This window comes from Thermococcus alcaliphilus (assembly GCF_024054535.1).
In the GTDB taxonomy this organism is placed as follows: Archaea; Methanobacteriota_B; Thermococci; order Thermococcales; family Thermococcaceae; genus Thermococcus_A; species Thermococcus_A alcaliphilus.
Map to the genome: position 1 here is coordinate 1 of NZ_JAMXLV010000011.1, position 26,611 is coordinate 26,611.

The 26,611-nt window shown below is 41.6% G+C and carries 31 protein-coding genes and 2 pseudogenes; 17 read left to right on the plus strand and 16 right to left on the minus strand.

The genetic code is table 11. The annotated features are described in order from the left end of the window. A pseudogene (locus NF859_RS00365) lies at positions 1 to 274 on the plus strand (IS6 family transposase); the annotation flags it as partial. A 27-nt stretch (positions 275 to 301) separates the two neighbouring features. On the opposite strand, the gene NF859_RS00370 reads toward NF859_RS00365, so the two are convergent. The 4 genes from NF859_RS00370 to NF859_RS00385 form a co-directional block, all read right to left on the minus strand. Further along, complete coding sequence (locus NF859_RS00370; RefSeq protein ID WP_252742558.1) at positions 302 to 604, minus strand: MazG nucleotide pyrophosphohydrolase domain-containing protein; 303 nt, start codon at positions 602 to 604, stop codon at positions 302 to 304. Positions 605 to 629: 25 nt separating this feature from the next. After that, positions 630 to 1,007 (minus strand): ArsR/SmtB family transcription factor, encoded by a 378-nt coding sequence (locus NF859_RS00375; RefSeq protein WP_004068631.1) that lies wholly within the window; start codon positions 1,005 to 1,007, stop codon positions 630 to 632. A 63-nt stretch (positions 1,008 to 1,070) separates the two neighbouring features. Then, the gene (locus tag NF859_RS00380) at positions 1,071 to 1,439 is read right to left on the minus strand and encodes a Mov34/MPN/PAD-1 family protein (protein ID WP_252742516.1); all 369 of its coding nucleotides are present in this window, start codon (positions 1,437 to 1,439) and stop codon (positions 1,071 to 1,073) included. Continuing rightward, a complete protein-coding gene (locus NF859_RS00385; protein WP_252742559.1) occupies positions 1,423 to 2,064 on the minus strand; it encodes a hypothetical protein in 642 nt (213 codons plus the stop codon). The genes NF859_RS00380 and NF859_RS00385 overlap by 17 nt, the downstream gene beginning before the upstream one ends. Positions 2,065 to 2,122: 58 nt before the next feature. Between NF859_RS00385 and mobA the strand changes: the two genes are divergently transcribed. Then, positions 2,123 to 2,716 (plus strand): molybdenum cofactor guanylyltransferase, encoded by a 594-nt coding sequence (mobA, locus tag NF859_RS00390; RefSeq protein ID WP_252742517.1) that lies wholly within the window; start codon positions 2,123 to 2,125, stop codon positions 2,714 to 2,716. Here mobA and NF859_RS00395 read toward each other — a convergent pair. Beyond that, positions 2,713 to 3,228 (minus strand): biotin transporter BioY, encoded by a 516-nt coding sequence (locus tag NF859_RS00395; RefSeq protein ID WP_252742518.1) that lies wholly within the window; start codon positions 3,226 to 3,228, stop codon positions 2,713 to 2,715. The two genes, mobA and NF859_RS00395, sit on opposite strands and share 4 nt — an antisense overlap. Positions 3,229 to 3,314: 86 nt before the next feature. On the opposite strand from NF859_RS00395, the gene NF859_RS00400 reads away from it, so the two are divergent. After that, on the plus strand, positions 3,315 to 4,103 hold the full coding sequence (locus NF859_RS00400; RefSeq protein ID WP_252742519.1) for an energy-coupling factor ABC transporter ATP-binding protein: 789 nt from the start codon (positions 3,315 to 3,317) through the stop codon (positions 4,101 to 4,103). Continuing rightward, positions 4,100 to 4,858 carry an energy-coupling factor transporter transmembrane component T family protein gene (locus NF859_RS00405; protein WP_252742520.1) on the plus strand — a complete coding sequence of 253 codons (759 nt, stop codon included), beginning with the start codon at positions 4,100 to 4,102 and terminating at the stop codon, positions 4,856 to 4,858. The genes NF859_RS00400 and NF859_RS00405 overlap by 4 nt, the downstream gene beginning before the upstream one ends. Here NF859_RS00405 and NF859_RS00410 read toward each other — a convergent pair. Then, on the minus strand, positions 4,850 to 5,500 hold the full coding sequence (locus tag NF859_RS00410) for a hypothetical protein (RefSeq protein ID WP_252742521.1): 651 nt from the start codon (positions 5,498 to 5,500) through the stop codon (positions 4,850 to 4,852). The genes NF859_RS00405 and NF859_RS00410 overlap by 9 nt on opposite strands. A gap of 441 nt (positions 5,501 to 5,941) precedes the next feature. On the opposite strand from NF859_RS00410, the gene NF859_RS00415 reads away from it, so the two are divergent. The 8 genes from NF859_RS00415 to NF859_RS00450 all read left to right on the plus strand — a co-directional run bounded on the left by NF859_RS00415 (position 5,942) and on the right by NF859_RS00450 (position 11,657). Beyond that, entirely contained in the window at positions 5,942 to 6,154 is a 213-nt protein-coding gene (locus NF859_RS00415; protein WP_252742560.1) for a hypothetical protein, read from the plus strand. After that, a complete protein-coding gene (locus NF859_RS00420; RefSeq protein ID WP_252742522.1) occupies positions 6,154 to 6,654 on the plus strand; it encodes a DUF7344 domain-containing protein in 501 nt (166 codons plus the stop codon). Before NF859_RS00415 ends, NF859_RS00420 begins: the two co-directional genes overlap by 1 nt. Before the next feature lie 174 nt (positions 6,655 to 6,828). Further along, a complete protein-coding gene (locus tag NF859_RS00425) occupies positions 6,829 to 7,431 on the plus strand; it encodes a DUF1102 domain-containing protein (protein WP_353936086.1) in 603 nt (200 codons plus the stop codon). Beyond that, positions 7,428 to 8,006: a DUF1102 domain-containing protein gene (locus NF859_RS00430; protein WP_252742524.1), complete on the plus strand. Its 579-nt coding sequence runs from the start codon at positions 7,428 to 7,430 to the stop codon at positions 8,004 to 8,006. The genes NF859_RS00425 and NF859_RS00430 overlap by 4 nt, the downstream gene beginning before the upstream one ends. A 93-nt stretch (positions 8,007 to 8,099) precedes the next feature. Beyond that, positions 8,100 to 8,606: a DUF1102 domain-containing protein gene (locus NF859_RS00435; RefSeq protein ID WP_252742525.1), complete on the plus strand. Its 507-nt coding sequence runs from the start codon at positions 8,100 to 8,102 to the stop codon at positions 8,604 to 8,606. Beyond that, positions 8,603 to 9,670 (plus strand): signal peptidase I, encoded by a 1,068-nt coding sequence (locus NF859_RS00440; protein ID WP_252742526.1) that lies wholly within the window; start codon positions 8,603 to 8,605, stop codon positions 9,668 to 9,670. Before NF859_RS00435 ends, NF859_RS00440 begins: the two co-directional genes overlap by 4 nt. Next, entirely contained in the window at positions 9,667 to 10,611 is a 945-nt protein-coding gene (locus NF859_RS00445) for a hypothetical protein (RefSeq protein ID WP_252742527.1), read from the plus strand. The genes NF859_RS00440 and NF859_RS00445 overlap by 4 nt, the downstream gene beginning before the upstream one ends. A 20-nt stretch (positions 10,612 to 10,631) precedes the next feature. Then, on the plus strand, positions 10,632 to 11,657 hold the full coding sequence (locus NF859_RS00450; protein WP_252742528.1) for a DUF5305 family protein: 1,026 nt from the start codon (positions 10,632 to 10,634) through the stop codon (positions 11,655 to 11,657). Between the two features lie 29 nt (positions 11,658 to 11,686). On the opposite strand, the gene NF859_RS00455 is transcribed toward NF859_RS00450, so the two are convergent. Next, entirely contained in the window at positions 11,687 to 12,061 is a 375-nt protein-coding gene (locus NF859_RS00455) for a hypothetical protein (RefSeq protein ID WP_252742561.1), read from the minus strand. A 104-nt stretch (positions 12,062 to 12,165) separates the two neighbouring features. Here NF859_RS00455 and NF859_RS00460 point away from each other — a divergent pair, with 104 nt between their 5' ends. Next, positions 12,166 to 12,954 (plus strand): DUF63 family protein, encoded by a 789-nt coding sequence (locus tag NF859_RS00460; RefSeq protein WP_252742529.1) that lies wholly within the window; start codon positions 12,166 to 12,168, stop codon positions 12,952 to 12,954. A 7-nt stretch (positions 12,955 to 12,961) separates the two neighbouring features. On the opposite strand, the pseudogene NF859_RS10615 reads toward NF859_RS00460, so the two are convergent. Next, positions 12,962 to 13,990 (minus strand): annotated as a pseudogene (locus NF859_RS10615) (ABC transporter ATP-binding protein). A 287-nt stretch (positions 13,991 to 14,277) separates the two neighbouring features. On the opposite strand from NF859_RS10615, the gene NF859_RS00475 reads away from it, so the two are divergent. Together NF859_RS00475 and NF859_RS00480 are read left to right on the plus strand one after the other, a co-directional pair. Next, a complete protein-coding gene (locus NF859_RS00475) occupies positions 14,278 to 15,963 on the plus strand; it encodes a M1 family aminopeptidase (RefSeq protein ID WP_252742530.1) in 1,686 nt (561 codons plus the stop codon). Positions 15,964 to 15,996: 33 nt separating this feature from the next. Beyond that, positions 15,997 to 16,248 (plus strand): hypothetical protein, encoded by a 252-nt coding sequence (locus NF859_RS00480; RefSeq protein WP_252742531.1) that lies wholly within the window; start codon positions 15,997 to 15,999, stop codon positions 16,246 to 16,248. Positions 16,249 to 16,263: 15 nt separating this feature from the next. On the opposite strand, the gene NF859_RS00485 is transcribed toward NF859_RS00480, so the two are convergent. The 8 genes from NF859_RS00485 to NF859_RS00520 form a co-directional block, all read right to left on the minus strand. Beyond that, positions 16,264 to 18,771 carry a DEAD/DEAH box helicase gene (locus NF859_RS00485; protein ID WP_252742532.1) on the minus strand — a complete coding sequence of 836 codons (2,508 nt, stop codon included), beginning with the start codon at positions 18,769 to 18,771 and terminating at the stop codon, positions 16,264 to 16,266. A gap of 5 nt (positions 18,772 to 18,776) precedes the next feature. After that, positions 18,777 to 19,259 carry an Lrp/AsnC family transcriptional regulator gene (locus tag NF859_RS00490; protein ID WP_252742563.1) on the minus strand — a complete coding sequence of 161 codons (483 nt, stop codon included), beginning with the start codon at positions 19,257 to 19,259 and terminating at the stop codon, positions 18,777 to 18,779. A 41-nt stretch (positions 19,260 to 19,300) separates the two neighbouring features. Beyond that, positions 19,301 to 19,999, minus strand: coding sequence for a uracil phosphoribosyltransferase (gene upp / locus NF859_RS00495; RefSeq protein WP_004069915.1), 699 nt, complete (start codon positions 19,997 to 19,999; stop codon positions 19,301 to 19,303). A 5-nt stretch (positions 20,000 to 20,004) separates the two neighbouring features. After that, positions 20,005 to 21,288 (minus strand): uracil-xanthine permease family protein, encoded by a 1,284-nt coding sequence (locus tag NF859_RS00500; protein WP_252742533.1) that lies wholly within the window; start codon positions 21,286 to 21,288, stop codon positions 20,005 to 20,007. A gap of 112 nt (positions 21,289 to 21,400) precedes the next feature. After that, entirely contained in the window at positions 21,401 to 21,772 is a 372-nt protein-coding gene (locus NF859_RS00505) for a cupin domain-containing protein (protein WP_004069913.1), read from the minus strand. A 40-nt stretch (positions 21,773 to 21,812) separates the two neighbouring features. Continuing rightward, positions 21,813 to 21,992 carry a hypothetical protein gene (locus NF859_RS00510; RefSeq protein ID WP_252742534.1) on the minus strand — a complete coding sequence of 60 codons (180 nt, stop codon included), beginning with the start codon at positions 21,990 to 21,992 and terminating at the stop codon, positions 21,813 to 21,815. A gap of 1 nt (position 21,993) precedes the next feature. Next, positions 21,994 to 22,689, minus strand: a complete 696-nt coding sequence (locus NF859_RS00515; RefSeq protein WP_252742535.1) for a SagB/ThcOx family dehydrogenase — start codon at positions 22,687 to 22,689, stop codon at positions 21,994 to 21,996. 56 nt (positions 22,690 to 22,745) lie between these two features. Beyond that, the gene (locus NF859_RS00520; protein ID WP_252742536.1) at positions 22,746 to 24,650 is read right to left on the minus strand and encodes a S16 family serine protease; all 1,905 of its coding nucleotides are present in this window, start codon (positions 24,648 to 24,650) and stop codon (positions 22,746 to 22,748) included. 126 nt (positions 24,651 to 24,776) lie between these two features. On the opposite strand from NF859_RS00520, the gene NF859_RS00525 reads away from it, so the two are divergent. Further along, on the plus strand, positions 24,777 to 25,319 hold the full coding sequence (locus NF859_RS00525) for a universal stress protein (protein ID WP_252742537.1): 543 nt from the start codon (positions 24,777 to 24,779) through the stop codon (positions 25,317 to 25,319). Positions 25,320 to 25,330: 11 nt separating this feature from the next. Next, positions 25,331 to 26,611: an ArsB/NhaD family transporter gene (locus NF859_RS00530; RefSeq protein ID WP_252742538.1), complete on the plus strand. Its 1,281-nt coding sequence runs from the start codon at positions 25,331 to 25,333 to the stop codon at positions 26,609 to 26,611.

The following is a 26,611-nucleotide window of genomic DNA, read 5'->3' on the forward strand; positions in this document are numbered from 1 at the left end:
GAGCTGGTATAAGTCTGCTTTTAAGAGTCTGGGGTTGGGTTATCTGCATGTGACTTTCGGGCCGAGGAACAGTGTTGAGCGCTGGTTTAGGACGTTGAAGGAGCGGACGAAGCGTTTTTGGAATAATTTCAGGAGTGAGGATTGGAAAAGAGTTCATAAGTTTGTTTTTCTGTTTGCCTTCTGGTATAATTTTGTCAGAATTCATTCTGGGTTTGGTGGTCCGCCTGGTGATTTTGCTGAATGGCTTCAGGAGGTAATGCCCCAGTTATCCTGACAATATCAACGTTATGTATTTTAAAGTTTATAAGGTAGAAGATCTCCATCTTTCTTTGTCTCGAAATGAATATTTTGAAATTGTTTTGTCAAGAGCTTTTTCTAAATTAATGTTGTAGTAGTTAGCAATACATATAAGGGCGAATAAAACATCTCCAAGCTCTTCTTCGATTCTAGAGTTCCCTTCATCCTTTTTTATCCCCTCAAATTTTAACATTTCTCTCGATAACTCTCCGAGCTCTTCAACAACCGCACCAAGCATTTCAAAAGGCTCCCAGTATCCGCCAAAACTTTTTATCACTCTATCTACTTCTCTTTGAAGCCGTTCCATGCTCCTCACCAAATAAAATAAAGTTTTAAAGAAGCTCCTTTTCCAGCATATCAACGTATTTCTTAAGTTCCTCAAGGTTTGTCCTGTAGAATCTAAGCTTTCCTTCCCTTCTCTCGTGTAGAAGATTCATTCCTTTAAGGGTTCTGAGATGATGGCTTATGAGAGTCTGATCTTGGTTCAATGCCTTTGCTATCAAGCAAACGCACATCCATCTGTTTTTGAGCATTTTTAGTATCCCCGCTCTTATTGGGTTTGATAGGACTTTCACGAACTCTATTAAATCCTTGGAAAGCTCAGTTTCGACCTCCTCTTCCAAATCGAGTATCTCACACGAAGCTAAGCATTTTTGCACGGTTCTTCTCTGCTTTTCGTTTAACCCTTCAAGAAGTTCCCTAACCTTCATGGAGAGTCACCACAGTATTTAAGAAAATTAGCATTTATAAAAATTTTCATATGAATTCTAACGTCACTCAATTATCTCTATTTCGATTTCTCTCCCTTCGCTGTTATAGGCTTTTACGCTCTCTTCCTTGAAAGGATACGCAATTATTATATGAACTCCTCCGAATTTGGAGAAAAAGCTCACGTCTGCTCGAGAAGGCCTTGAGGAAGGAACTGGATGCGAGTGAACTGTTCCCTTTATGTTTTCATCGTGGGGCAATAGCCATGTGTCGAAATAAACGGAGCTTTTCCCGAAGTAGCCCTTTGGAATTATAAGGACTTCCTCAAAGATTCCATCCTTTTCTCTTAGAAATCCCCCAAATTCGTTGGGATAAAAATCTCTCGCTAGTTGTAGGAGATACTCCAAAAGTTCTTTCCTAATTTTTACCTTCATTCTTTCTTTCCTCCAGCATATCTAGAGGGGAGTAAAGAGTGTATCCCTGTTTTCCCCTTACCAGCTGACATGCCTTGTCTACTTCTTTTTTAATTCCATCCCATAGCTCTGGATTACCTTCTTTAAACTCTTCCAGTAATGCTTTGAGTTTCTCTTTGTACTTCACAACTTCTGGGTCACTTCTTAATTTTTCTGGTTCTTCATCTTTTAGCTCCTTTTCAATTATATATGTCCCTAGGAATGCAGCAGGAAATCTAGACACAGGAAACACAAGGAACAGAGCGGAATGAAGCGCTGTTGGGGTATATTCACTTATTGAATTTAACCCTCTTCCCAAGACTCCGTATTTCTTCGGGATCAGCCTCTTTCTGGTGAATATAATGCTCTTCCTGAATAATTTCTTCTTGGATTCAAGCTCTATGTATCCTTCGTGAACAAGTTCAGCTAGTGTAGCCCCTACAATGGAATAGGCAACATCATAACCGTCATATCTCTTCTGCCACTGGAAATACTTGGCACCTTTCCTAATTGAAGGGTTTTCCCTCGCAAAATCTTCGAGGAATAATAGCACAACAAGGGCTGGGCTGAGTTCCTCCATGTTCTTCCCCAGATATATAATGCTCATCACAATACTATAAACCTATCCCAAGAAGACTTTTAAACCTCCCGCCTTACCTCTACCCATGCAGGCATATATACTTGCCTTTCCGGAAAGGAAGTGGGAGAGCTATCTGACTCCAATACTTGAAGAGCCTATGGTAAAGATAGTAGAGAAAAGGCTTTTAAACACAAAGAGAATTGATAAGGTCTTTACAGTAGTCAGAAAAGACAAACTAAAAAAGTTCTCACTCCATGTTTCGAATCCTATCGGTGTGAGTGCAAGAAACAAGCTTGAAGCCCTTCACAAAGCGTTGCCCTTTTCGGGAGATATCTTCTTTGTAGAGGGCAACATGCCCTTGGTGATGCCGTTTTTGGTGAATTATCTTTCAACGCTATTTTACGAATCATATGCCGATGCTTTAATCCCAGTGTGGGCAGATGGGAGCCTTGAAATTACCCACGCTTTCTACAATGCAAGAGCGCTAAGAAAAGCCATTGAGACGTGCTTAAGCGAAAACGAGAGAAGACTAAGTTGCATCGCAAAGCACATTGACTACGAAAAGGTAAGTATAGAGGAGCTTATCAAGAGAAATCCAAAGGTTTCGCTGAGCTTCTTTAGAGTAAAGAATTCCCTTGACATTAAATTTGTGGAAGAAAATATTAGAAAGGGGCTCTAAATTTTAATGGTTTTATGAACCCTATCGGCAATTAGAACAGCAAGCCCTCCTTTTAGGGCATCTATTGGAATAAAGGGGGCAACCCCCAGCAAAAAGGCCTTTTCAAAATCTCCTCCCATAAAAAGCCCCAATCTCAACCAGCCCAGCAAGTAGATTGCTAGAATCCCTATCGCAGAGCCTATGGTATAGTCCTTTATTCTTCTCCCTCTTTCGCTTATCAATCCTGCTAAAAACGCTGCAATTGGGAACGATAGGAGATAGCCACCAGTAGGGCCGTATATATGTCCAAAACCTCCACTGAAGTTCGCAAAAACGGGAAGTCCTATAGCACCCATAAAGAGATACACTAGCTGACTTAGGAACCCCAGTTTTGCTCCCAGGATTAAACCACTTAACAAAACAAATAGAATTTGAAGCGTTATTGGCACAGTACCAATTGGAATCGCTATTTGAGCCCCAATTGCCGTTAAAGCCGCAAAGAGTGCTACGTAAGATACTTCCTTGGCCTTCATTTTACCACCCACTTATGAAACTTCTACTAGCTTTAAAATTTTATGCAGAGGCAATTTTTTAAAGCATCACCTCAAACTCTTGAAAGATGATAGAGGTAAGGGATCTGTGGCATATCTACGAGGGGAAGAAAGAAGCCCTTAGGGGAGTTAGTCTAACTTTCGGAAACGAGATTATAGCCCTAGTTGGCCCTAATGGTTCTGGGAAAACAACTCTTGCAAAGCATTTGAATGGACTTTTGAAGCCGACAAAAGGTGAAGTTATAGTGGATGGCATGGACACGAGAAAACACAGCGTTGCCGAGCTTGCGAGAGTTGTTGGCTACGTTTTTCAGAATCCAGAGCACATGTTTTTTGAGGAGAACGTATTTAGAGAGGTTGCCTTTGGTCCTAAAAATCTCGGTCTCTCAGAGGAGGAGATTGAGGAGAGGGTCAAATGGGCGTTAAGAGAGGTTAATCTCGAGGGCTATGAGGATCGCTCACCTTATTCTCTCAGTGGTGGGGAAAAGCAGCGCTTAGCAATAGCATGCATTTTGGCTATGAAGCCCAAATACCTAATCCTCGACGAACCCACAACAGGACTAGATGAAAAAAATGCCGAAAGCATAAAGAAGATAATCAGAAAACTTTACAGAGAAGGCCATGGGATACTCCTAATAACCCATGAAATGGATTTGGTTCTTGAGCTGGCAGAGAGGGTTGTACTTCTATACCAAGGAAAAAAGGTTTTTGATGGGGACGTTAAAGAGTTTTTCGAGCTTGATTTAAGAAAATACGACTTAGACAGGCCAAGGCTTCTCACAATAAGTGAGGAGATAGGTTTGGGATTCTTCAGGAGTGTTGAGGAGTTTGTAAAAGTCTTGGAGATGAGAACATGATGTACACGTTATACCTTGAAAGGGACTCCCTCCTTCACCGTCTTGATCCGAGGGTGAAGATAATTGGCTCTCTTTTTGGCATAATAGCTTTAATCCTCTTTAACTCTCCTATACTTCTAACCCTCCTTTTCCTCCTGATAGTCCTTACCCTTGGCATCCTAGGCAAGATAACCATTAGAGAAATCTTTAACGTTCTCAAACCACTAATCCCGATCTCCATAGTTGCAATGATTATATGGCCGTTTATTCTAAAGCCGTGGTATTTTGGTCTCTTTATAGGTTTTGGCTATGGAATAAGGCTCCTTTCAGTTGCCCTGCTTACTTTGGGTCTGATAATGACAACGCCCCAAAGGGATCTTATCCTTGGCTTCATTAAAATGGGAATGCCCTATGAAATTGGCCTTACCTTGACCATAGCCCTTAGATACATCCCAACTCTCTACATGCTAGCTCAGACGATAATGGATGCTCAAAAGTCAAGAGGACTTGAGCTTGAAAGGGGCAACTTCATCCAGAGGGCTAAAAATACGGTTCCCATTTTAATCCCTCTGATAGTCGCATCAATAAAAACCGCCCACGAGCTCAGCATAGCCTTGGAAAGCAGGGCATTTGGAGCAAGCAAAAGAAGGACTTTTCTCCATAACATCAAGATGGAGGTAAAGGACTACATAGCGCTCGGAATAACTTTTGCCCTATTCTTCCTCGCAGTTTATGCGAGATACTTTCTTGGGGTTGGGTACGTTAAACTATTCTAAAATCAGCTTTATCTTTGAGTCTATGGGTATGCTATGCTCTCCCGTGTTTTTTACAAACTCTGGGGGAGCTTTAAGGACTGTTAGATTTAACCTATAGTGCCCCCTATAGCCGCTGATCCTCATGACCAAAAGATGTTCAAAAAGCTCAGGGATGAAGAAGAGCCTCCTAAACTCGGATATCAAATTAAGTTCGTTTATCTCAAGGGCATTGTGGGAGAGTATTAGAAATATGCCCTTCCTATCGACGATTTTTCTCAATTCCAGCATGCCCTTTTTATCTATCTCTTCAAGAATCCCAAAGTTCGAGACAAAGACAAAGGAGTCATCATGAACCATCTCAAGTGCATCCAGAAGCTCCCCTAGGGTGTAAACCTTGCCCATTAAGATGTTCTCACTTTTCTCTGAGAACTTGCTGAGCATCTTTAGTGAAAACCCGTTGGTGGGCTCAAGATAGTAGGTTGGAATTTCCAAATTTAGGGCGTTTGCAATTGAAGAGTATTGGATCAGGGTTTGGGCAAAGGCATCGGTGGTTATAACTCCTGCCATGCTGCTGTTTTCTAACCCACCAACTAACGGGGTAAGCTCTTCGAGCATCTCAATGATATTCTTTGGGGTATCACTCGGCCTGAAGAACATCGACATCAATAAAACTTTGACGTCCTAATATTTATATTTTTTGAATGAACCGGAGTTAGAACTACTGGATATTTTCCAACTCTTTTTGTTAAGTTCCTTTAGAGTAAGTTGAGAGTATAGCTAAAAATGGATTCATTATGGCATTTTGATTGAAAGGAAGTGTATAAAATCCAATAAAATGAAAAAATCTCAAAATATTATATGATTATTAAATTCTTTCCAAAATTTATTAAACCCTACTATCTCCCTTTCCGTATTTTTAAAACTATATAAAACTGTGCAGACTGTTTTAAAGGATGAAATTTTAAAAAAATTGAAAATCGAACTTTTCCCAAACGTTTATATATTACTAGCACCTACAAGTTCTAAGCGGTTGTTGTAATTTGAACTGTTTTTAAATCAATCTGTTTAACTTAACATTCGTCAGGAGATGATATTGTGGAAGAAATGAATGTTAACATTGAAAAAGAGATCCTTCAGCTTCTTAAGGAAAAAGGAGAGCTAACGGTTTCGTTCCTAACCCGCTTTCTCAATGAGAGGGGTGTTGAATGTACTAGGCAGAAGGTCGAAAGAACTTTAAGAGACCTATCACAAGCCGGAAAAGTTGAGTTCTTTTATAGAAATGGAAACCACAGAAGACACTATCGGCTGGTGAGGTAATGAGCAGTATCCCAAGAGGGGCTGGAGTAAATGGAGAAAATGACACGATGAGCCCCTCCTCAATGATTCTAGGGAATGACAGGAGATTGCTTCTCCTAAGGTTCCTCCAGAACAATAATGGGAAGGCCGAATTAAGGGAGATTGTGGATTTTATAGCTGAAAACGAAGGACAAAACGATAGAAAGCACAGAAAGAGTGTCTATGTAAGTCTGCTCCAAACCCATATCCCGAAAATGGAAAGAGCAGGGATAATAAAATTTGACCACAACACAGTGACCTTGCTTAAGGTTCCGGAAGATGTCGACGTTTACATGGAAGTGGTTTCAAAGCACGACGTAAGCTGGAGCACCTTTTACTCAGGAGTTTCTGTCCTCTTTGCTCTCTTAGGTGTGTGGCTCAACAACATACCCCTTGTGATAATCTCAGCGATATACTTTACTTTGTCAATCATTCAGCACTTCAAGACTTACAGGGTTATCAGTAGATCCAGTGACCAATAAAGTACATGGAGTTTATAAAGTAACGACAGATTACCCGATGGTAAGTCGGAATTAACTATATACTCAAAGAGGTAAGGGAACAATGAGTGCCTCATGTCAATGGGGCACCCTTCGAAAAAATTGGAGGCGAAAGATTTGAAGAAAGTTTTAGCACTTGGAATGTTAGGCCTGTTAGTGGCCTTCGCAATGGCCCTTGGCACTAGTGCAACGTTCAGAGACTTCGAGGTTTCAAGAAGTACTCACATTAGCGTAGTAGCAGATGACAACGAGCTTATTGACTTACGCCCAGGGCAGCCGTATGCATATATCGATGACGATGGCAAGCTAGTAATTGAAATATCAAAGAATAATCCAAACTGGCCGGGGAACCCAGATTCAGAGTATTACGACCCTAATTGGACAGAGGAAATGGGAATTGGTATCAGTGTTGGCTCAAACTACAACTTTGACCATGTTTTCTACGTGAGCAACCACCTTTGGGAGAACAAGAACATTACCGTGAGAATAATCTCAAGCAGTGATAACGTAGCGTTCTTCCACCCTGATAATGATAAAGTAGTAGGTGGAGTGGTATTTGGTACAACTACCGGAGAAACCCCAAGTGAATCGGATGAGGCAATAACCGACATATGCTTTGTGTTAGAGCCTGGAACCGAGCTCGGTATTTCAATGGAGTTTGCTGGAGGAGCTCTAGGAACGTACAACTCCACTATAACCGTGTACGCATGGCCTGAAGAAGACTACCCGTGCCCTAACATAGGAGGTGCACCACAATGAGAAAAATACTAGGAATCTTAATTTTGATTGCAGGAATAGTCATAGCGGTCAGTGCAAGTAGTGCAAACTTTGCTTACTTTGAGGCCACAAGAAATGTTACTGTCACCGTAGTTCCAGATGATAATGAACTCATAGACTTGAATCCTTTGCAACCCTATGCCTACATTAACAGTAACGGTGAAATGGTTCTACAGCTATCAATAGCAAACACCAACTGGCCAGGCCATACTTCAAACCCGAATTACAACTCAACTTGGGCTGAGATGCAATATGGGACTGGTGTAAGCCCAGACAGCATTTATGTCTTCGAAGAAGTCTTTGAAGTTAGCAACCACCTTTGGGAAAACGTAGACATCTGTGTCGAGATCACTTACGATGGAGATGGAGGAATATTGTTCTTTACGGGTGACTATGTTGAAGGTGCAGGACAAACAAGTTTGAAATTTACAGTACCTCACGGAGAAGCCGTAAAAGTTGGAATGGTACTTGATAGTAGTGGCTTGGTAGAGGGACAAAGCATTGACGGAAATATTAAAGTTACAGCAGAGAATGGTGAATGTCCCATAATTATTTAGTAATTATTTAGGTTTAGGAGTTAGTCTAGGTTGATTACCCTTTCCATCTTGGAGCCTTTGCTCCTTTTATCTAAATTTTAGGGGGAGAGAAAAGTGAGAAAACTAATCAAATTAACTGTTCTGCCGATTATGTTGGTCATAACCTTCTTTGCGTGGGGTATTTTTGTTGTGAGACCGATTCCAGTTGTTCTTGCTGTTGATGATAACGTTTCAGTTCCTATGGAAAACCCCCTTCCACCTTACGCTTATCTAAGCAATGGTCACTTGAAGATTGACATAAGCAACCAGAGCCCCCTTTATCCGGGCTTTGGGGAAGGTCTTTCACCCGATACTGTTTACATCTTCAACGACGTTTTTGAGATATACAACAACGAAACTGAAACCGGGGAATCTGTTATATGTGTGACTATAAGCTCGCCAACGCAAGTTGTTGGCCTTTTTGTAAGCCCCTACACAGGCACCTGGAGTCAGAGTATAGAGTTTGAAGTTCCCGCAAACCAGAGTGTTCAAGTTGGAATGCGGTTTGATACCACCGGCTTATCCTTGGGAGATTACAACCAAAACATTACAATACAGGCATTTGGAGGTTCTTGCGAATGAAGAAGCTCCTTGAATACTTTCTGATTCTCGCGGTTTCCGTGTTTGTTGTCGGGTCTATCGTTGGGGCTCTTCTTGATAGGCCTGTTTTCATGTCTTATGTTTCCTCTGATAGCATGACCCCTACTTTGAATAGGGGGGATTTGTTTTTCATAAATCCCATTTCAAGGAGCGCCGATGTAGGAGATATAATTGTTTTCAACTTAAGGGGTAGCTGGACTGTGCACAGAGTTGTGGCTATTGTTGAAGATGGCTACATTACCAAAGGCGACAACAACGTTGCGACTGATCAGCAAGAAGGGAGAGCAAGTCCAGTTTCAAAAGATAAAATAGCGGGAAAAGTCGTTACTATTGGTAATTCCCCCCTTAAAATCCCTCAATTAGGTACATACATTCAAAAGGGAATCTCTGGAAGAAACAAAATGCTCCTCGCTGCTTTGATGATAATCGTCGGTGCCCTTGCATTTACCGGAGAATCAAAGCACAAAAGAAAGAGGGCAAAGTTCATTAAAGTTAAGTTTAAAACGCTTTACATCTTAACTTCGGCCTTTCTCTTAATAATGCTCTCGGCATCGATTTTCGTTTCATGGCAAGTGTTTCCAATAGAGTACGCAGTAACATCCGCAGGGGGGCAGAGAGAAGGCTGGGTTTTGCCGGGTTCCACATTTGAGAGAGAAATCACAATCAAAAACGGGAACTTCTATCCAATGATCTACTACCTCGAGCCTCAGACTGGAGGAATTTCAAGCTTATCAAAAACCCAGCTTGAATTAGGGCCTCAAGAGGAAGAGACGGTTAAAGTTACAATAAACGCGCCCGAAGAGACTTCTTTATTCACGGATAAGGTTAGGGTAAACGCCTACATCCCACTGTTACCCGAATCGCTTATAGGTTTTCTATATAGAGCAAATCCAGTGTTGCCTGTCTTTGCAATACTCTTTGAGACTTCAGTTTTTCTGGGAGTTCTTTACCTCATTTCAGGAATCGGGAATGAAGATGTTTTGAAAATCAGAAATAGGAGATCGAGCTTATTAAGGCAAATCAAAATGGAGGTGTTTGGAAGATGAGAAAACTTATCCCAGTTATACTTTTGTTGCTTCTCTCATCACTGATAGTCATTGGTTCAAGCGGGACTTTTGTATACTTTAATGCAGAAAGGGAAGTGAAAGTTGCGGTTGTCGATCACGATGAAGAGTATCTGAGCTTTACGTGTTACGATGGCTATGCAGCAACGGTAATAGTTGACCAGAACAGCGAACTTACTTTTGATGCACTAACCGTTGGCAACTACTTAAACGAACTCGAAACGGTTGATATCTGGCTGGATCCGGATTACTCTAACCTTCCAAGTGGAGCGGAGATGTGGATAGAGAGTGAGGATGGCATAACAAAACCAATTGCTTCTCAGGACTACTACACCTTCTGGGGCAACATCAGTGTTGGGAATGCAGACCCGGGAACTTATGAAGTTCCCATAACCCTCTATGCCACTTGGGACGGCGGAGACGCTGTAGTAGAAACCTGCCCGATAAAGGTGATAATCCTGAGCGGACCGAAGATAAGGAAGATCCTCTTGAGTGGCAACACAACTAACATTCCGTTGAAGACCTATCAAGAATGGGTGTTCCAGATAGAGGTTAACAATTCAGGAACGCCGAGGAACTTGACTATAAAAGATACAATACCAGCGGAATTTGATGTACTTTCTGTGTCGGAAAGCGCAGGGAATGCTACGTATGCTCCAGCAGGGGGTGGACAATCACCTGCAACAAAACTTGAATGGGACGTTGAACTGGGGGCAGGAGAGAGCGCACACCTAAATGTGACAATAGCAACAAGATTAAGTCCTTCAGGGAAATTCTATGCGTTTACAAGTTGTGACACCTACGACCTAAACGAAGGTGCAGAGATAGTTGGGTATGGAATAGTTAGCAACAAGCTCACAGTAGAGGCGAACGTTGATTGTGAAGACGATGAGGAGAATGGAAACTCTCATGGGAGAGGTTGATTTATTGGGAGGAAATTTGTATGGATAGAGATAATATAAAAGAAAAACTGAAAAAACTGGTAACTAGAAGGGAAGTTCTTGCAGTGTCGCTAGTTCTCTTCTTGTTTTTTGGATTCTATTCAATAAAGCTGATGGGAGTTAGCTCTGTTGTAACCACACAGCAGACACTTGGCAAATACACTCAAAAGGGAGAGCTAGTTCATGTGGCTTTGTTAAAGAACAACACGCTTTATGGAGAAAGGCTCAGTAGGGAAGAATATCCCATTCCCCTAGTAGAGAGCTTTGTAGTGACATATAGTTATCGCTTTACTCCAATGACTTCAATAAGGGGAACTTACAACACTCAGGGAATAGTGCAATATACAGTGAACAAAGGTAGTGAAGTAGTAGTTCTGTGGGAGGAAAAGCTTTTTGAAAAGTCTGGGGAGCTGAAGGATGGTAAATTTGCTGTACAGTACGAGCTTAATCTGACCAAACTCGCAAACAGGACAAATGAGATAATGGAGCAGCTCGGCTTGAAGAGGTTAAACCGAAACATAATGTTTGTTACTAGAGTTAACGTTAAGGGAAGTGTTTACGGAAGGGAAATAACTGAGAGCTTTGAACATAGCTCGTATTTAGTTAAGGACTCAAGCGCTGGCCTTTACTACTTCACCAACGAAAAAGAAAGCATGCAGAAAACGGTGGTAGAAAAAGGAGCGAAGAAAACTGTAGTAACGATTGCTGGCTTGCCTTTCTACGCAGATACTGCAAAGAAAGTGGCTCCTATATTGGCTTTGCTGTTCTTAACTCCTCTATTGGGCGGAGTTTACACGATAAGAGCCCAAAGGCCCAAGAACGAATTTAAGGACTTATCTCCTTACATAACGGAGGGAGCCCCAATTCATGTGGAGAAAAGGGTAATTCTGGCCACGAAAGAAGACTTGAAGAAAGCCTTTGATCTCTTAGACAAGCCAATCCTTCATTACAAGGATGGCGAAGAGGACGTTTATACGATAATTGACGGCAACATAGCGTATGAATATAGAAAAAGAGAAAACAACTGATTTTCCTCTTCTTTTTTAAAATTTAAAAATCAAAATAGAGCGGCACCTATACCCAAGATTAATGCAAAAACAAACACCACTAGTATCTCTACAATAATTGTCATTAGCCATGCTATTGTTGCTTTTATCCAGTCTGTATTGAAGACCGTTTTTATGACCCAGATGTATGCTATTATCCCTAATATCCATCCTATGACCGGTATCCAGCCTATAAGCAGAGCTAGGATTCCACCACCAACGACAGCTATCATGGACTTTCCGAGAGTTGCTTCCTCTATCCCTGCAAACTTCGCTCCGAGCATCAGGAAAAATCCTGCAATTATTAGGGCTATTAAGATCACCAACACTGCCATGAGTCCCATGGCTGCCATAAGTCCAGGAACAAACGGAGGTCCCATCGGCATTTCAATCACCTCGGAAATTATTATCTTTCATTTTTATTTAAACTTTTCATTTTGAATGAGAAAAAGCTTTAAGGAAGCAAAGAAAAGCCTTCTGGGGATGTGAGATGGAATCAGTAGAGAAGTTTATATGGGAGTACTTCATAAGACCTATGTACACAAGAGAGGGCTACAATCCATACAACACCCTTGTTTATGCAGTCATTCTGGGATTAGCAATTATTTACACGTACAGGTGGATAATAAAGCCTCTCAAAATAAAGGTTGATGAAAAGCTTTTCTATGCCGTTACTCCGATGGTTGTGTTCGGTGCAACCGTTAGAGCCCTTGTCGATGGAGGAGTTTTGAAGCCCCATCCCCTTATTTTGACTCCGGGAATATTTTTCACGGCATTCTTGTTGATTTTACCCGCTATTCTCGCGGACTCAAGGCTAAAAACGTACCCAAAAATTACGGTAGCATGGGGAACGGTTTTAGCTTTGTATGCCAACTATCTATTGATCACAAACGTTAAGAGCTGGAGACCATATGAGCTGACGATATTCTATACACTAATATTTCTCCTGCCAATTTTGGTCTATTACAAATTCAGACCTTTTGAAAAGCTCTATTTGTTCCCTGTTTTTGCCCATATCTTTGACATAGGATCCACAGTTGTGGCTATCCACTACTACGGCTACCGGGAGGTTCACTGGATTGAGAACATTCTCGTTCAAAAGTTCGGAGCTTTTGTGTATTATCCATGGATAGTGCTTATCCTTATAGCGGTTTATTATGGTCTAAAATATTTGGTGCCCGACGAGGAAGAGAGGAGATTTTGGTATTTGGCAGTTTACATACTTGGACTGGGTCCAGCTATAAGGGATCCAGCCCAGATGATTTTACAAATTGGTTAGTCTTTTCTTAACTTTTCTCCTCAACTTTTGAGTTAACACAGGAATCAAATGAGCATATATGGGTAAATACGTCTTCGAGGGTTACTGTCTCGTTTTGAATATCAACGACATTATAATTTGTTAGAACAGAGAAAATGTCCTTCAGATTATTTCGTTTAATGTAGAGTTCCAAGTAAGTTAAACCGTTTTGGATATAAACGTTAATCCTTTCTGCGATTCCGTCAAAATCCTTAGTTTTAACATCTCCCGTAACTTTAATTATAAGTTTTCTCTCCGCTTTTAAAGCTTGGAATTTTTCGATGAGTTCTTTTGGTTTGCCTTCGGCGATTTTCCGCTTATTGAAAAAGAGAACCCTATCACATAGAGCTTCAGTCTCGTTCAAGTTGTGTGTTGTTAGTATTATTGTTGTCCCGAATTCCTTGGAGAGTTCTAAAATAGCATCCCATATTTCCCTCTTAGTGAACACATCCAAATAAACCGTTGGCTCATCTAAAATGAGAACTTCAGGCTGAATTATCAAAGATAAGGCTAGGTAAACCTTTTGCCTCATCCCAGCAGAGAGTTTTTGATACCACTCGTTTTTCTTATCTTTGAGATTTAAAAGTTCCAAAGCATAGTTAATCCTCTTTTCAGCTTCAACTTTGGGAATTCCTCAGAGTTCTGCAATAAATCTCAAGTTCTTCTCCACCCTTACACGCCATTGAAAGAGCCCGAATAAATCTCTCTCACCACCAAAAATCGTGAAAATTTTGCCCTTGATTTTATCATGCTCCTTTACCGAATCGTACCCGTTAATATAAAGATTCCCCCTCGTGGGGATTACGAGAGCATTGGCAATCTTACAAAAAGTTGTCTTTCCAGCACCATTAGGACCCAAAAGACCAAAAATCTCACCCTCTCTAACTCTGAAATTTAAATCAATCAAAGCTGGGATTTTTTCTCTAGGCTTTCCAAGAAAGTCTCTCAAACTCTTCAGGTCAAAGAGTGATTTTATTGGGGGTGGATAATATTTAGTTAAGTTGACGGACTCAATCATTTTGCTCCCTTAATTCCTTTGATGAAATTACTTATAAGCATTGCTCTTTTTTTCTTTGTAGATAGTTTCATAATATTTATAAAAAAGTTTCACGAGTTTATAAATCAGTTACAGTAAAACTTATTTATTGTTTCACCGAAAATATAGATGAAAAACTTGGCGGCGGTGAACAGAGGATGGAGTTTGAGATATTGGAATTAAATGGGTTTGAACCAAGTGGGGGGAATAACTGCGATGGGCTTTGTTAATCAAAAAATATTTAACTAAAGTGGAGGGGATTAACTTTTATGAAGTTCCTAAAGGTTAGAACCTTTTTTGTGGTTTTAGGTATTATAATGCTTTTTCTTCTTGTATTAATTATTGCAGAATCGAATTCAATAAACGAATCTCTAAATTTAGATGCTAAAATACTGTCCTCACAGATGGAATACAGTATGCTAAAAACTCAAACTGTGTCTAAATATAATTATTCCAATTACAACATTTCAGTCCTTTTCAATTTTTCCATTGAAAAAGCAGTTTTAGGTTTTAAAGGGACCATGATCGAGCGAATTTCTTTTAGAGGGTTAACCTCCAGCAAACCAATCTGGATCGAGGTTCATATACCAGACAAGATTCATTTCCACCCAATTTATTACTCACACATTGAACCTAGAGAGATCTTTTGTTACAAGGAGAGATGTCTGCTTTTATTTAATCCTCTCTCAGAAAATGGAAGTTTAATCTTTGCCTACTCCTTTAAACTTATCGATCAAAATAGCAATGTGCCTTTTAATGACCCTTCCTATAAGTTTTTTGGGAATGAAAAAGTTGCATTACCTCTTGGTCTGACTTTTATAGGGATAAATTCTGCAGCAACTAGCGGGGAAGTTTCATTTTTACTCTTTAAGGCTCCGTGGGAAGATACAAAAGCATTTCTGCTTGTAAATCAAACTTTAACCTCCCTGATTGTTGGAAAAGAGAAAATTGTACCAACACCTCAAGATAATCAATTTCTGTTATTTGCTGGAAGGTTCGGAGAGATTGAAGGTAGTGCAATGAATGGAACAAAAATAAAGATATATTACCCCTCAGATGAGCCTTTTGAAATTTCTCCTCAGGAAGTCCTTAACTGGAGTAAAAAAGTTATTTCAACATACGTCTCTACTTACTCCATACTTCCCTCAAAAGAGTACTATATAATAAACTGGAATAGTGGAGAAGCCAATGGGAATGGGTTTATAAATGGGATAATTGTTGGGAGATGGAGCGCAAGAGGAAGACTAATTGATAGGCTAAATAAGAGACTAATAGCCCATGAACTTGCTCATTCTTGGTTTGGAGGTTATGCGAACTTTGGGTTGCTTGATGAAGCACTTGCAACATTTTCTGACCTTTATGTTGAGAACAAATTCGGGGAGGATACATATCCCTTTGCAGAGAATAAAGCATTAAACAGTGGAAAAGTGCCTTTAGCAGAAATAACGAAAAATGTACCTGACTACCAAAATGCTCTGTACTATAAAGGTGCCTTTGTTTTCCGTTCTCTGCAGTTTGTTCTTGGTAACGAGACTTTCTTTAATGGCTTAAGAGAGCTTTTGAGAGAGTGTCATGGTAAAGAATGCAATTTAACGGATGTTCAAAATGTTTTCGAAAAAGTCAGTGGACAAGATTTAGATTGGTTCTTCAAAGAATGGTTTTACTCTTCAAAAGTGCCGGATTATGATGTAAGAAGCCTAAGTTTAGAAGAGAAGAATGGGAAGTATCTTTTAACCTTTGAGGTTATAGATAAAAATAATTTTACAATGCCCCTCGAGGTTGAGGTGATAACTTCAAAAGAAAAGCTCGTTAAAAAAGTCTGGATTAAAGGGAAAGCCAGAGTAAGTTTTGAACTAAATGATAAGCCCCTAAAGATAATCCTTGACCCAAATGAATGGATGGTGAATGAGAATAAAGAATACACCACAGAAGGAATAAAAATAACAGTGGAATAACAATCACACTGTCTTCACAACATAAGTTTTCCCATGTGGAAAGTATGGAGAACAGACATTAACCTCTACTATGTTGTTGATGCGTATAAGGGAGCCCTGGTTCTCGAAAAGCTTGAAGAACACACAAGCAGGGAGATATTTTTCCAGTCTCTTAGAGAGTTCTTTGAAAAATACAGACTCAAAGAAGGAGATTTAAACGATTTTGTAGCAATATTAGAAAAGAACTCAGGAAAACCAGTTAAAGAACTCTTCCAAAATTTGACAACAAGCACAGGATTGCCTTAGTTCTTCAATTTTTAATCACTCATTTCTTAGCTTTCTTCCTTCCTCCAGTTCCCTTCTCAGAGTTCTTGCCTCAAACTCTGCATCTTTTGCTCTAAATACCTTGGCTATCCTTTCGATTGCCTCAAGCTTCCTGATTATGCCATCAAGCCATGTAAAGATATCCCCAGGATAGAGCACAAGGGAGTACTGCCTTCTGAAGTAGTCTGCAATCTGTGTTGGATGCTTTCCTTGTCTTCTGAGCTCGATTATTGTGTATGAAACCCGCTCCATGGCATATTCCGTACATTCTTCTTCCTCGCACATAAAGAAATCTTGGTAAATCAGAAACAGCTTGTCCTGCACGTTTGGACTGACCTCCGGCAGAACTTTTTCGAGCTCCTCTAGAATAGAGGCAAAGCTTGGGGAAAAAATGTTGCTGCTCAGTCTTCCTCTCACGGCACTTTCAAGCTCTCTCTGGAGCGTTCCAGTGAGATAAACGTTCTCAAATGGCAGAAGCTTAATTGCTATCTCCCTTGGGTGTCTCTTGAAGAGGCTTTCCCTTATAAACTGAGCCTCCTTTGGAAGGAGAAAGCTCATGCTTACAGCCCTTCCGTATGGGGTAACGTTTACGATCTTACCCCTCAGTTTTACAAAGTCGAATTCTTCAAGCTTTTCAAGAACTTTCTCGGCATTTTGATTTGCTCCGAGGCAGAGAGACTGCACCTCCTCGATATCGTCAAGGTAAGAGAAAACACAAGAATGAGCCAGAACCTGATCCTGCTCCAGCTCATCACTCCATTCAACGTGAACAGGTTCAATTGGTGCAGTCAAAAGCTTAAACGCCACCTCATCTTCACTTCCTTCCATCTGAGCAGAATACTTTCTACCGGGCTCTACTATAAGATAAACCTTACCCTTTTCATGATACAAAGGCCTACCAGCCCTTCCAAGCATTTGGTGGAACTCTCTAACGGTAAGCCATTTGTTGCCCATTGCGAGGCTTTCGAAGATTACTTGAGAGGCTGGAAAATCAACTCCCGCTCCTAGGGCAGCGGTTGTTACAACAACATCCAACATCTGGGCTTGAAACTCCATTTCAGTGAGCTTCCTTTGGTGATAGGGCAAACCGCTGTGGTAGGGCTTTGCCTTCAAACCTCTGCTCGTTAAAAACGCCGCAAGTTCGTGACACCTCTTTCTTGAGAATGTGAACACTATGGTCTGTCCCTTAAAACCCTGAGGAGACTTTCTCATTGTTTCGGCTTTGCACAGCTGAGCCACGTAGCGCCACTTTTCGCTTTCATTTCTAGCTATTATCACGTGCCTCTCAAGTGCAACCGGTCTCTCATCGTAAAGAACAAGCTTCAACCCAAGCTCTTTCGCAAGCTCTTGAGGATTCCCAATTGTTGCACTCAGCCCTATGAACTGGGCATTTGGATAGAGCTTTCTAAGCCTCGCAATAAGGCCATCAAGCCTCGCTCCCCTTTCTTCGTCGTCAAGCATATGAATCTCATCTATGACTATTGTTCCGACATTCCCTATTTTCCTTCCAGCTCTCAATAAGTAGTCAATTCCCTCGTAGGTTCCAACGATTATATCCGCATCTATGCCGGTGTCAACGACAACGAGCTCATCTTTGGTCTTTATCCTGCTCATTCCCACTCTTATGGCAACTTTAAGGCCAAGCTTTGAGTACCTCCTCTTGAAGTCCTCGTACTTTTGGTTTGCCAGAGCCACAAGGGGAACTAAAAAGAGGAATTTTTTACCTTTGAGAGCCTTAGGAATGCCTGCTAATTCCCCAATGAGTGTTTTTCCACTTGCCGTTGCAGAAACAACGAGAAGATTCTCTCCTTTTAGGAGGCCATGCTGAATTGCCAAACTCTGAACGGGGAGTAGTTTGGAGATGCCTTCACTCTTTAAAACCTGCTTGAACTTTTCAGGGATAGTTATCTCATCAACGGAGAGTTCCTTAACCTTAACATGTTTTGGCTCCAGCTCATCCCATTTCGTAACCTCTGGATTTTTTGTTGGGTCAAAACGGGGATCAAAGACAGCCAGAACTTTATTTAGATCTTTAAATCTCTCAAGAAGTTTTTTTGCTTGGTCAAGCATTCCAAGGCTCCTAAACCTGTAGCGGAGCTCATTTTTGAGTTCTTCCTCGGCACAGTTCTCACAGATAAATTCATGGTGATATTTTATCCTATTTCCTTCTGTCAGCACGGTTATTTTCCCATTTAAAAGACATAGTCTGCACAGCTCTGCTTTCTCAACCCTCTTGTTTTGGAGCCTTACCCTAAAATACTCTTCCCATTCTGCGGCATCGGAGGTTAAGACAATTCTCGTAGCTTTCAGCATTTTTTCAATCTCTTTTGGATTTTGATAGTTGCTTCCTTCCAGAACCTTGAAAAGTCTGTTACCCCTCATTATCAGCCTGAAAATTCTCTCCGCTTTTAAATTCTGGATTTGGGAAAGCTTTTCGGGTTCATTTTCAATATAAAATGCTTCAAGCTCACTGCTCTTTTTTCCCTTTCTGATTACAAAGAGCATCCCTATCATCTCCTTTGGGAGCCCTTGGAGATCTGAACTCCGTTGTCCTTTATGACATCGAGGATTATGGTGACCCTCCACCGTCGGAGGTTTTTACGCAGATATCTTTGAGAAAGAAGTCTTAAAAAGCTTTTCAGCTCGTCCATGTTCCTGAAGTTAGCCCTTATCATCACCTGAAATTCCCCAGTTTTTTTATAGATGCCCAAGACGTTTTCGAGCTTTCCTATCTCTTGCAAAACTATTTCAGCCCGGGGATCATCGGCAAGGAGTTCAAGCTCGATTAAAGCCTGCAAATACTCCTCAAGAAAAGCGGGCTCCACAAGAGCGGAATAACCCTTTATCGCGCCGAGCCTTTCAAGTTTATCGACCCTGTTTTTTATGCTTGCTACAGATAACCCAAGCTTTTTACTAAGGTCTGTGAAGGTAATCCTACCGTTCTTTCTAAGCTCCACTAGGATTTTTTTGTCGATTTCGTCTATGTCCACCATATCAATCAAAAAATATTGAAGAGAAGATATTTAAGCTTTCGCTACTCTATTGTGTGCACCTGCGGCAGGGTTGAAAGCTTTATTGGTGCCCCAAATGCCCTGTCTCCTGCATCCCCAAGGCCGGGGAGAATATAGCCTTTATCGTTGAGCTCCCTGTCTATCTTTGTTACGAATATTTCAACCTCTGGGAATTTTTCTTTTATTCTGGTTATTCCTTCAGGAGCTGCAAGAACTCCCAACACGATTATTCTCTTTGGAGTGCCGTACTTTTTGACCTCTTCTATTACTCTCAGCAGAGTTGAACCAGTAGCTATCATTGGATCGGCTATGATTACCGTATCTTCGGGCGTTATCTGGGGGATTTTGATGTAGTTCATCTCTATCTCAAACTTTGGGGCTTTTCCTCTCGATGCTGAGACTATTCCTATCCTTGCATGCTCAAAGACCTTTACAAGGCCTTCCATAAGGGGCACTGCGGCTCTGAGAACAGTTACTATGACTACATTTCTCCTGTCTTTTACTATTATCCCTTCAGTTTCTTCCAAAGGTGTCTCAACTTTTACTTTCTCTGTCTCCATTGTCTTGATTATCTCATAACCCATAAACCTTCCAAGCTTTACAAGCCCTTTTCTAAAGGCTATGGAGTCTGTCTCTTTATCCCTAAGCTCTGTTAATACTTCCATTAGATAGGGAGAGTCATCAAAGGAGTAAACACCTTTCCACCTTTTATCCTCTATCATCTCAATCACCTCAACAGTTGATCAAGCAAAATGGCCGTTAAGGCTCCTACAGCCATACCTGATTCTAAAATACTCCCCACAATTCTTGGAAAGTGTTCTAGGAATTCCGGCGGCAATTGAGGAGCTCCAAGTCCCACAATCAGAGCACTTGCGATTATGAGCATGTTTCTATCGTTTAGCTCTACCTTCTCCTTTATTAACCTAAGCCCAGTAACGCTTATCATACCATAGAGCGCTATCGTGAGTCCTCCAAGTACGGGCTGAGGAAGGGAAGCCAAAACACCGGAAAACTTTGGAATCATGGCTAAGAGGATTAGTATCACCCCTCCCATCTGCACCACTTGCCTGCTTGCAACCTTAGTTAGAGCAACCAATCCTATGTTTTCAGAGTAGCTTGTTGTCCCACAAGCTCCGAGAATCCCTGCAATTGAACATGCAAGCCCTTCGCTCATTATTCCCCTATTGATGTTTGTGTTCGTTATTGGTGCCTCAGAGATAGCGGAAATTGCGTGGTAATCTCCAACGCTTTCTATTATGCTCACGACGAATGCAAACAGCAGGGTTATTATTGCAGAGGCTTCAAATACTGGAGTGCCCCATGGTAGAGGTTTTGGAGCATTTACTAATGGTAACTCTTTAACCAAGCTGAGATCTGCCATTCCAAGGGGAATGCTGACGACGTATCCTATTAACGCTCCCACTATTACGGGCATTGCCCTTAAAGCCCCTTTTCCTTTAAGTGCGACGTAGACCGTTGTTGAGAATGTCACAAGTGCGATAAAGAAAGCCTTCGGTATTGTTGAACCGCTCGGATCGGCAAAGAAGTTGAAGGTGTACTTGACCGCTACATGGGCTAAGGAGAACCCTATGAGCATTATTGTGACCCCAGTAACTATAGGGGAAAAGAGCCTTTTGACCTTCCCGACGATCCCGAATGCACCTATTGCCGCCTCGATTAACCCGCCTACGATTAGAGCTCCTTCTACAGCAGCTAATCCCAAGCTTTTCCCTATACTGATAAGCCCCGGAATAAAGGCGAAGCTTGAGCCTTGAACTATTGGGTATCTTGACCCTATCGTGGTTTGAAGAAGGGTCGCTATTCCCATTGCTAGGAGAACCACCTGGATTAGGAGCGCTATCTCCCTCTGCTCAAGCCCAATTGCCGTCCCCACGACAAGGGGCACTGTAACTGTTGCTCCAAACATTGCAAGAACGTGCTGAAAGCCCAAAAGAACAGCTTGCTTTGATTCAACTTTTTCTTCTATTCCAACTTTAATTCCGTTTGCCATTAAAGCCCGCTCAAGGTATGTCGTGATGAATTTAAAAAATTTTCGGTTTAAGTGATAGTTTCATGGCAATATTGAAACAGAAATAACAAAAATTAGACATAAAAATGAAAAATCACTCACCCCTTTCTTCGGGAGGTATGCTACCCTCTTTTACTGGGATTAAGCATAGGAATTCGAGGGTCTCTGAGTCGGGATTTTCGTATCCGTGCGGCTCATTTGGAGGGATATACAAAAAGCTGCCCGGTATAACTTTCACAGTTTTTCTTCCGTTTGTTATATAGCCCTCTCCCTTTACAACGAATATCTCATGTTCCCAGTCGTGCTGGTGTATTGGTATTTTTCCGCCTTTCCTAATAACAAAATATCTCATTGCAAAGTTTTTAGCCCCTATCTTTGGGGAGATGAGCCATCTTATTGTTGTATTCTCAACTCCCTCTATTGTAACTTCTTTTTCTTCTACGTCTTTGTAGTGTCCAACGAACATTTTTATCACCGTAAAATGTAGGGAAGGCATATTAATAAGCTTATCTGACCACCCATATTGTCCACACCATAAAGAGGTAAGCGAGCACGCTCACGAGGATGTGTACCTTTATCCAGAACTGCCTCTTTTTGGAGAGAAGTATGAAAGCACCGCTGAGCATTGAGAGACTCATAAGCCCAAAGGTTATATATCCGAGGGTGTAGTGATCTAAAACTACCATATTAGACCCTCCCAACAGGGAATATGTACAACGGGGCACCCTCAGTGCCTATTATATTTGCAACCTCATCATCATAAAACGCCCCAACGGCAACTGTGCCTAGTCCTAAAGCTGTTGCTTGGAGGTATATGTTTTGTCCTATGTGGCCTGCTTCCATATGTACGTACCTGATTCCCCTCTCTCCATAAATCTTGGTGGTTCTTTCATAGAAAGCCACAAGTACAATGTCCACTGCTGCATCTCCTACCCACTTCTGGTTCAATGCTGCTTTTTGGAGATCTTTTCTAAAGTCTCCTTCTTTAATCATTGTTAGGCTGTGTTCAAAGGGGTCATAGTGATATATTCCCGGTCTTAAATCCTCTACATTCCCGACTACTACGAAAATCTCAAAGGGGTAAGTTGCTCCAGCACTTGGAGCGGCTCTTTTGTCCTCGTGGGTTATCCCTTGGCAGGCCCATAAGAGTTGAGCAAGCTCTTCTATGCTGATAGGTTGATTTTTGTATGTTCTGATGCTTTTTCTTTTGGCAATCGCCTCTTCCACGCTCATATCTCCTTTTAATCTTGGTTCTGGCAGAAGGATCTTCTCTCCGGAGTATGTAGTCTCCCTTCCTCGCGGAAAATAGGGTTTTAAGAATAAAGCTATTGATGAGGCTATTACAAGAACCATAACAAGGGCTGCAACCTTTTGATAGTTCATATGTGTTGTTAGGTTTTCATGATATTTTAGCGTTTCTAAGAAAAAAGAGAAAATGTTTAAGCCTTCCTTCCGGCTATAAATCCTAGAAGGAGGCCAATTACAAGGGTGCCAGCTATTAGGGGTATTGAGTATCCGCTAGTTTCCTTTTGAGCTGGGGAAGTGGTGTTTTGAGGTGTCGTTTGGTTTGTAAGCGGCGTGGTGAGAGGAATGAGGGGTTCTTCTGTTATCTTTGGCGGAGTTGTTGTGCTTAAGAATACCGTTGAAGTTTCCTTTGCGTATTGGTAGAACACCATTGCGGTCTGAATACTCTCTAACCCTCCCTGCTTTTCATAGCTCTGGGCAAACTCATAATATGCAAGACTTAAGACTGGATATATGCCTTCTTTCTGAGCTATTGCAATAGCTACTTTAGCATCTTCTTTCATTCTCTGAAGCTTATCCATAAGTACGGTCTCGTTGTCGATTCCAAGGGTATCTAAGATTATCTCGGCCCTTATCCTGGCTTCCATTGCGGAGAAGATAGCCGCTGAATATTTGCCATCTTGGTAATATTCCTCTCCCTCGTTCATTAAGTTTACCAAATCCTGAAGGTTTGTTTCCCCAAACATTGAGGTTATATAAGTTATGATAAGCCTCGAATTGTCCAAGTATTCCCTTGCGGTATCTTTTATGGCATCCCTTTCAATTACATCTCCCTTTGCGTATCTCTCCCCTAGGGATGCCCAGAACTTTGCTGTTTGTATCCTCTCGTATGCAAAGGCAGCATTGCTTATTGCATCCCAGTAATTACCATCGTAATAAGACGACCAAGCATCTTTCAGGAGGGATTTTGCTTCTTCAACTCTTTCCTCACTTGCGGCAACCGCTTGGAGCATTGTTATCCCTTTTATTGTGAGATTTGAGACATAGCTCTCGGTGCTCTTTATCTCGTTATCGACCTCTTTCAGCAGATTCTCTAAGTCACTGTCGGTTTTCACATCCAAATACCAATCCACGTGCCTTATCGCAATCCTCGCCTGAAAATCAAGGCTCAGAGCTGTGTAATACATTCCTTCGTCTAAGTCCTTCTTGGCCTCGTCTAACTTAGCTTTGGCATCATCTAGTGCATTTTTGAGGTAGGAATAAGTGGTGTAGCTGACGTCACTGTTTTTGAGCTTGTTCTCAACCTGCTTATAGTAGTTTAGGGTCTCATCGTAGTCCTTGAGTGCATCGTCCTTTAGAAAAGAGGTATCAACTCTCAACTCCCCTGGCACGGATGGCTTCTCTATCTTCTTCCCAGTGAAATAGTAAACTGCCTCGTATATATCCCTAATCTCTTTAACCTCTAAGCCCCATCTCTCCTTTGCGTATTCAACTACGTCAACTTTTTCGGACTTACTTGTTATCTGCACTATTGGGCCGATTTGCTTTTGTTCGGTTTTTTGGACTACCTGTATTCTCTGTCCTTCTGGAATTAAGAAGAGCTTTGCTCCTACGCTGTGGGCAGCCGAAGCTTTCTCTAAAATCCCTCCTACTGGTCCAATGCTCCCATCGGGATTTATCATACCTGTCATCATTACGTCGTTTCTTACTTTCCATCCCTCTAAAGCGGCTATTATACCGACGGTCATAGTACCTCCGGCAGAAGGACCTCCAATAATTGGAGCATCTGACTTTACTTGAATAAAAACGTCGTACTTGCTCATATCAACCCCAAGAACTTTTCCAGCGACTTGAGCTGCCAACCTCGCCGATGCCTGCATGTCTACCTCTGCCAATGGCCAAGTCTCAACGTAAACGTGCCCATTTCCAGGAGCAACTGTGATTACAAAGTCCGTTGCTACTCCTATCAGCTCGCCGCTCGAGGTTCTAGACACTGCTGGGGCTTTTAACACAACGGTGTTCCCTTTTTCTGGACATTGAGCATTCGCTAATGGTAAGAGCAAAAGAATCAACGCTAGCATTGATAGTATTTTCTTCATCTTCTCACCTCCAGTGATTTAGTTCCTTGTGTTCTTTAATATCTCTTGTGGTTCATAACTCCAAAAATTGAAAGTCTGAACCAAAGTCTTTTTAAACCTCATATCAAAACGGTTAGGGGGAGTAATATGGGACTGTATTCCTCTTTCATCGGTCGAAAGTTTAAACACATAGCTGGGAAGAAATATGAGGACATAATAAAGCACTACAGGGAGTTTCTTCTAACTGAAGAAGAAAGACAGATCCCGGAGATTAATTCTATATTGATGCCGCTTGACAGATACGTTAAGAATGTCCCCGAAGAGGTATATGAGACTATAAGTGCCTATGAAGCGAGAATTTTGCTTGTTTATATTTTGGATTCTCAGGTATTTGAGCTTGTACGTCAAACACTTAGCCCGGAAGCAAGTGAAGAATTCAGGCGAAAAGAGGAGGTAATGGGGGAAGAGCTGCTCAACAACGTGGCGAAGAAGCTTGAAAGTTATGGTCTGAAAGTGCAGAGGCGCATGTTCTTTGGAAACAAGAGCGATGATGTGATAAGAATGGCTGAGAACTACGACATGCTCGCAATCTCGAAGAACTATGGCTCGGAGATCACAAAAACATCCCCTATCAGTCCTTTGGTTCTTAAGATAATCCAGCATTTGGAGATTCCGGTGATAGTCTATTAGGAGGTGTTCAGATGACACCATTGGAGATATTTGCCCTTGCAGTGTTTATCTTTACATATGCTCTTATAATAAGCGAGCGAATACACAGAACCGTTGCCGCAATGGCCGGAGGCTCTTTGGTGCTTCTAGCCAACATAGTTCCTTGGGAAAAAGTTCCCCTTTATCTTGACCTTGACACTATACTTCTTCTTGCTGGAATGATGATAATTGTCAATACAACAAGATTAAGTGGTCTCTTCGAATATATCGCAATAAAAACAGCCAAACTTGCAAAAGGAGAGCCTATTAGAGTTTTGCTCCTTTTCTCAGTTGTGACAGCCCTCATAAGTGCCTTTCTTGATAACGTGACCACGGTTCTTCTGCTCACTCCGATGCTTATCTACATTTCAAGACTTATGGAAGTTAACCCTCTCCCCTTCCTTCTCTCCGAGATCTTTGCTTCTAACATCGGTGGAACAGCAACGCTCATAGGTGACCCACCTAACATAATGATAGGCTCCGCTGCGGGGCTTAGTTTTAACGAATTTCTCGTCAATATGGGCCCAATAGCATTTCTTGATTTAATACTCATGGTTTTTGTAGTGTACTTAGCTTATAGGGGGACCCTTAAGATCAGCCCTGAAAAAAAGGAGAGAATCTTAAGGACACTTGAGGGTCTGGATGAAAGAGCTGCGATTAGGGATCTGCCTCTTTTTAGGAAGTCTATTGTAACAATCGTCATTGTGGTGCTATTCTTTTTTGTTCATGACAAGCTTGGGATAGAGCCTGCTGTGGTTGCATTATTTGGGGCATCTTTGCTCCTTTTCTGGAGTAGGGAAAATCCTGAGGGAATCCTAGAGAAAGTCGAGTGGGCAACGCTGTTCTTTTTCGGAGGTTTGTTCCTCATTGTAGGGAGTTTGGTTGAGACCGGGTTTATAGGGCAGATAGCTCAGTGGGTAACCTCCCATGTCCATACCGAGGGAGAAGCTATGCTGGTTATAGCGTGGTTTTCAGCACTTGCTTCAGCTGTTATAGACAACATCCCCTTCACGGCTACGATGATACCCCTAATAAAGGCAATGGAGACATCTCTCAATACGTATCCTCTTTGGTGGGCTTTAAGTTTAGGGGCGTGCTTAGGTGGAAACGGAACCGCTATTGGAGCATCGGCAAACGTTGTTGTTATAGGGATAGCAGCAAGGGAAGACATAAGGATAACATTTATGGACTTCCTCAAAATAGGCATGCTCATAATGGTCTTAACTGTAGGTGCTGGCGTTGGGATATTATGGCTTAGGTATGTGTGGTGGTGA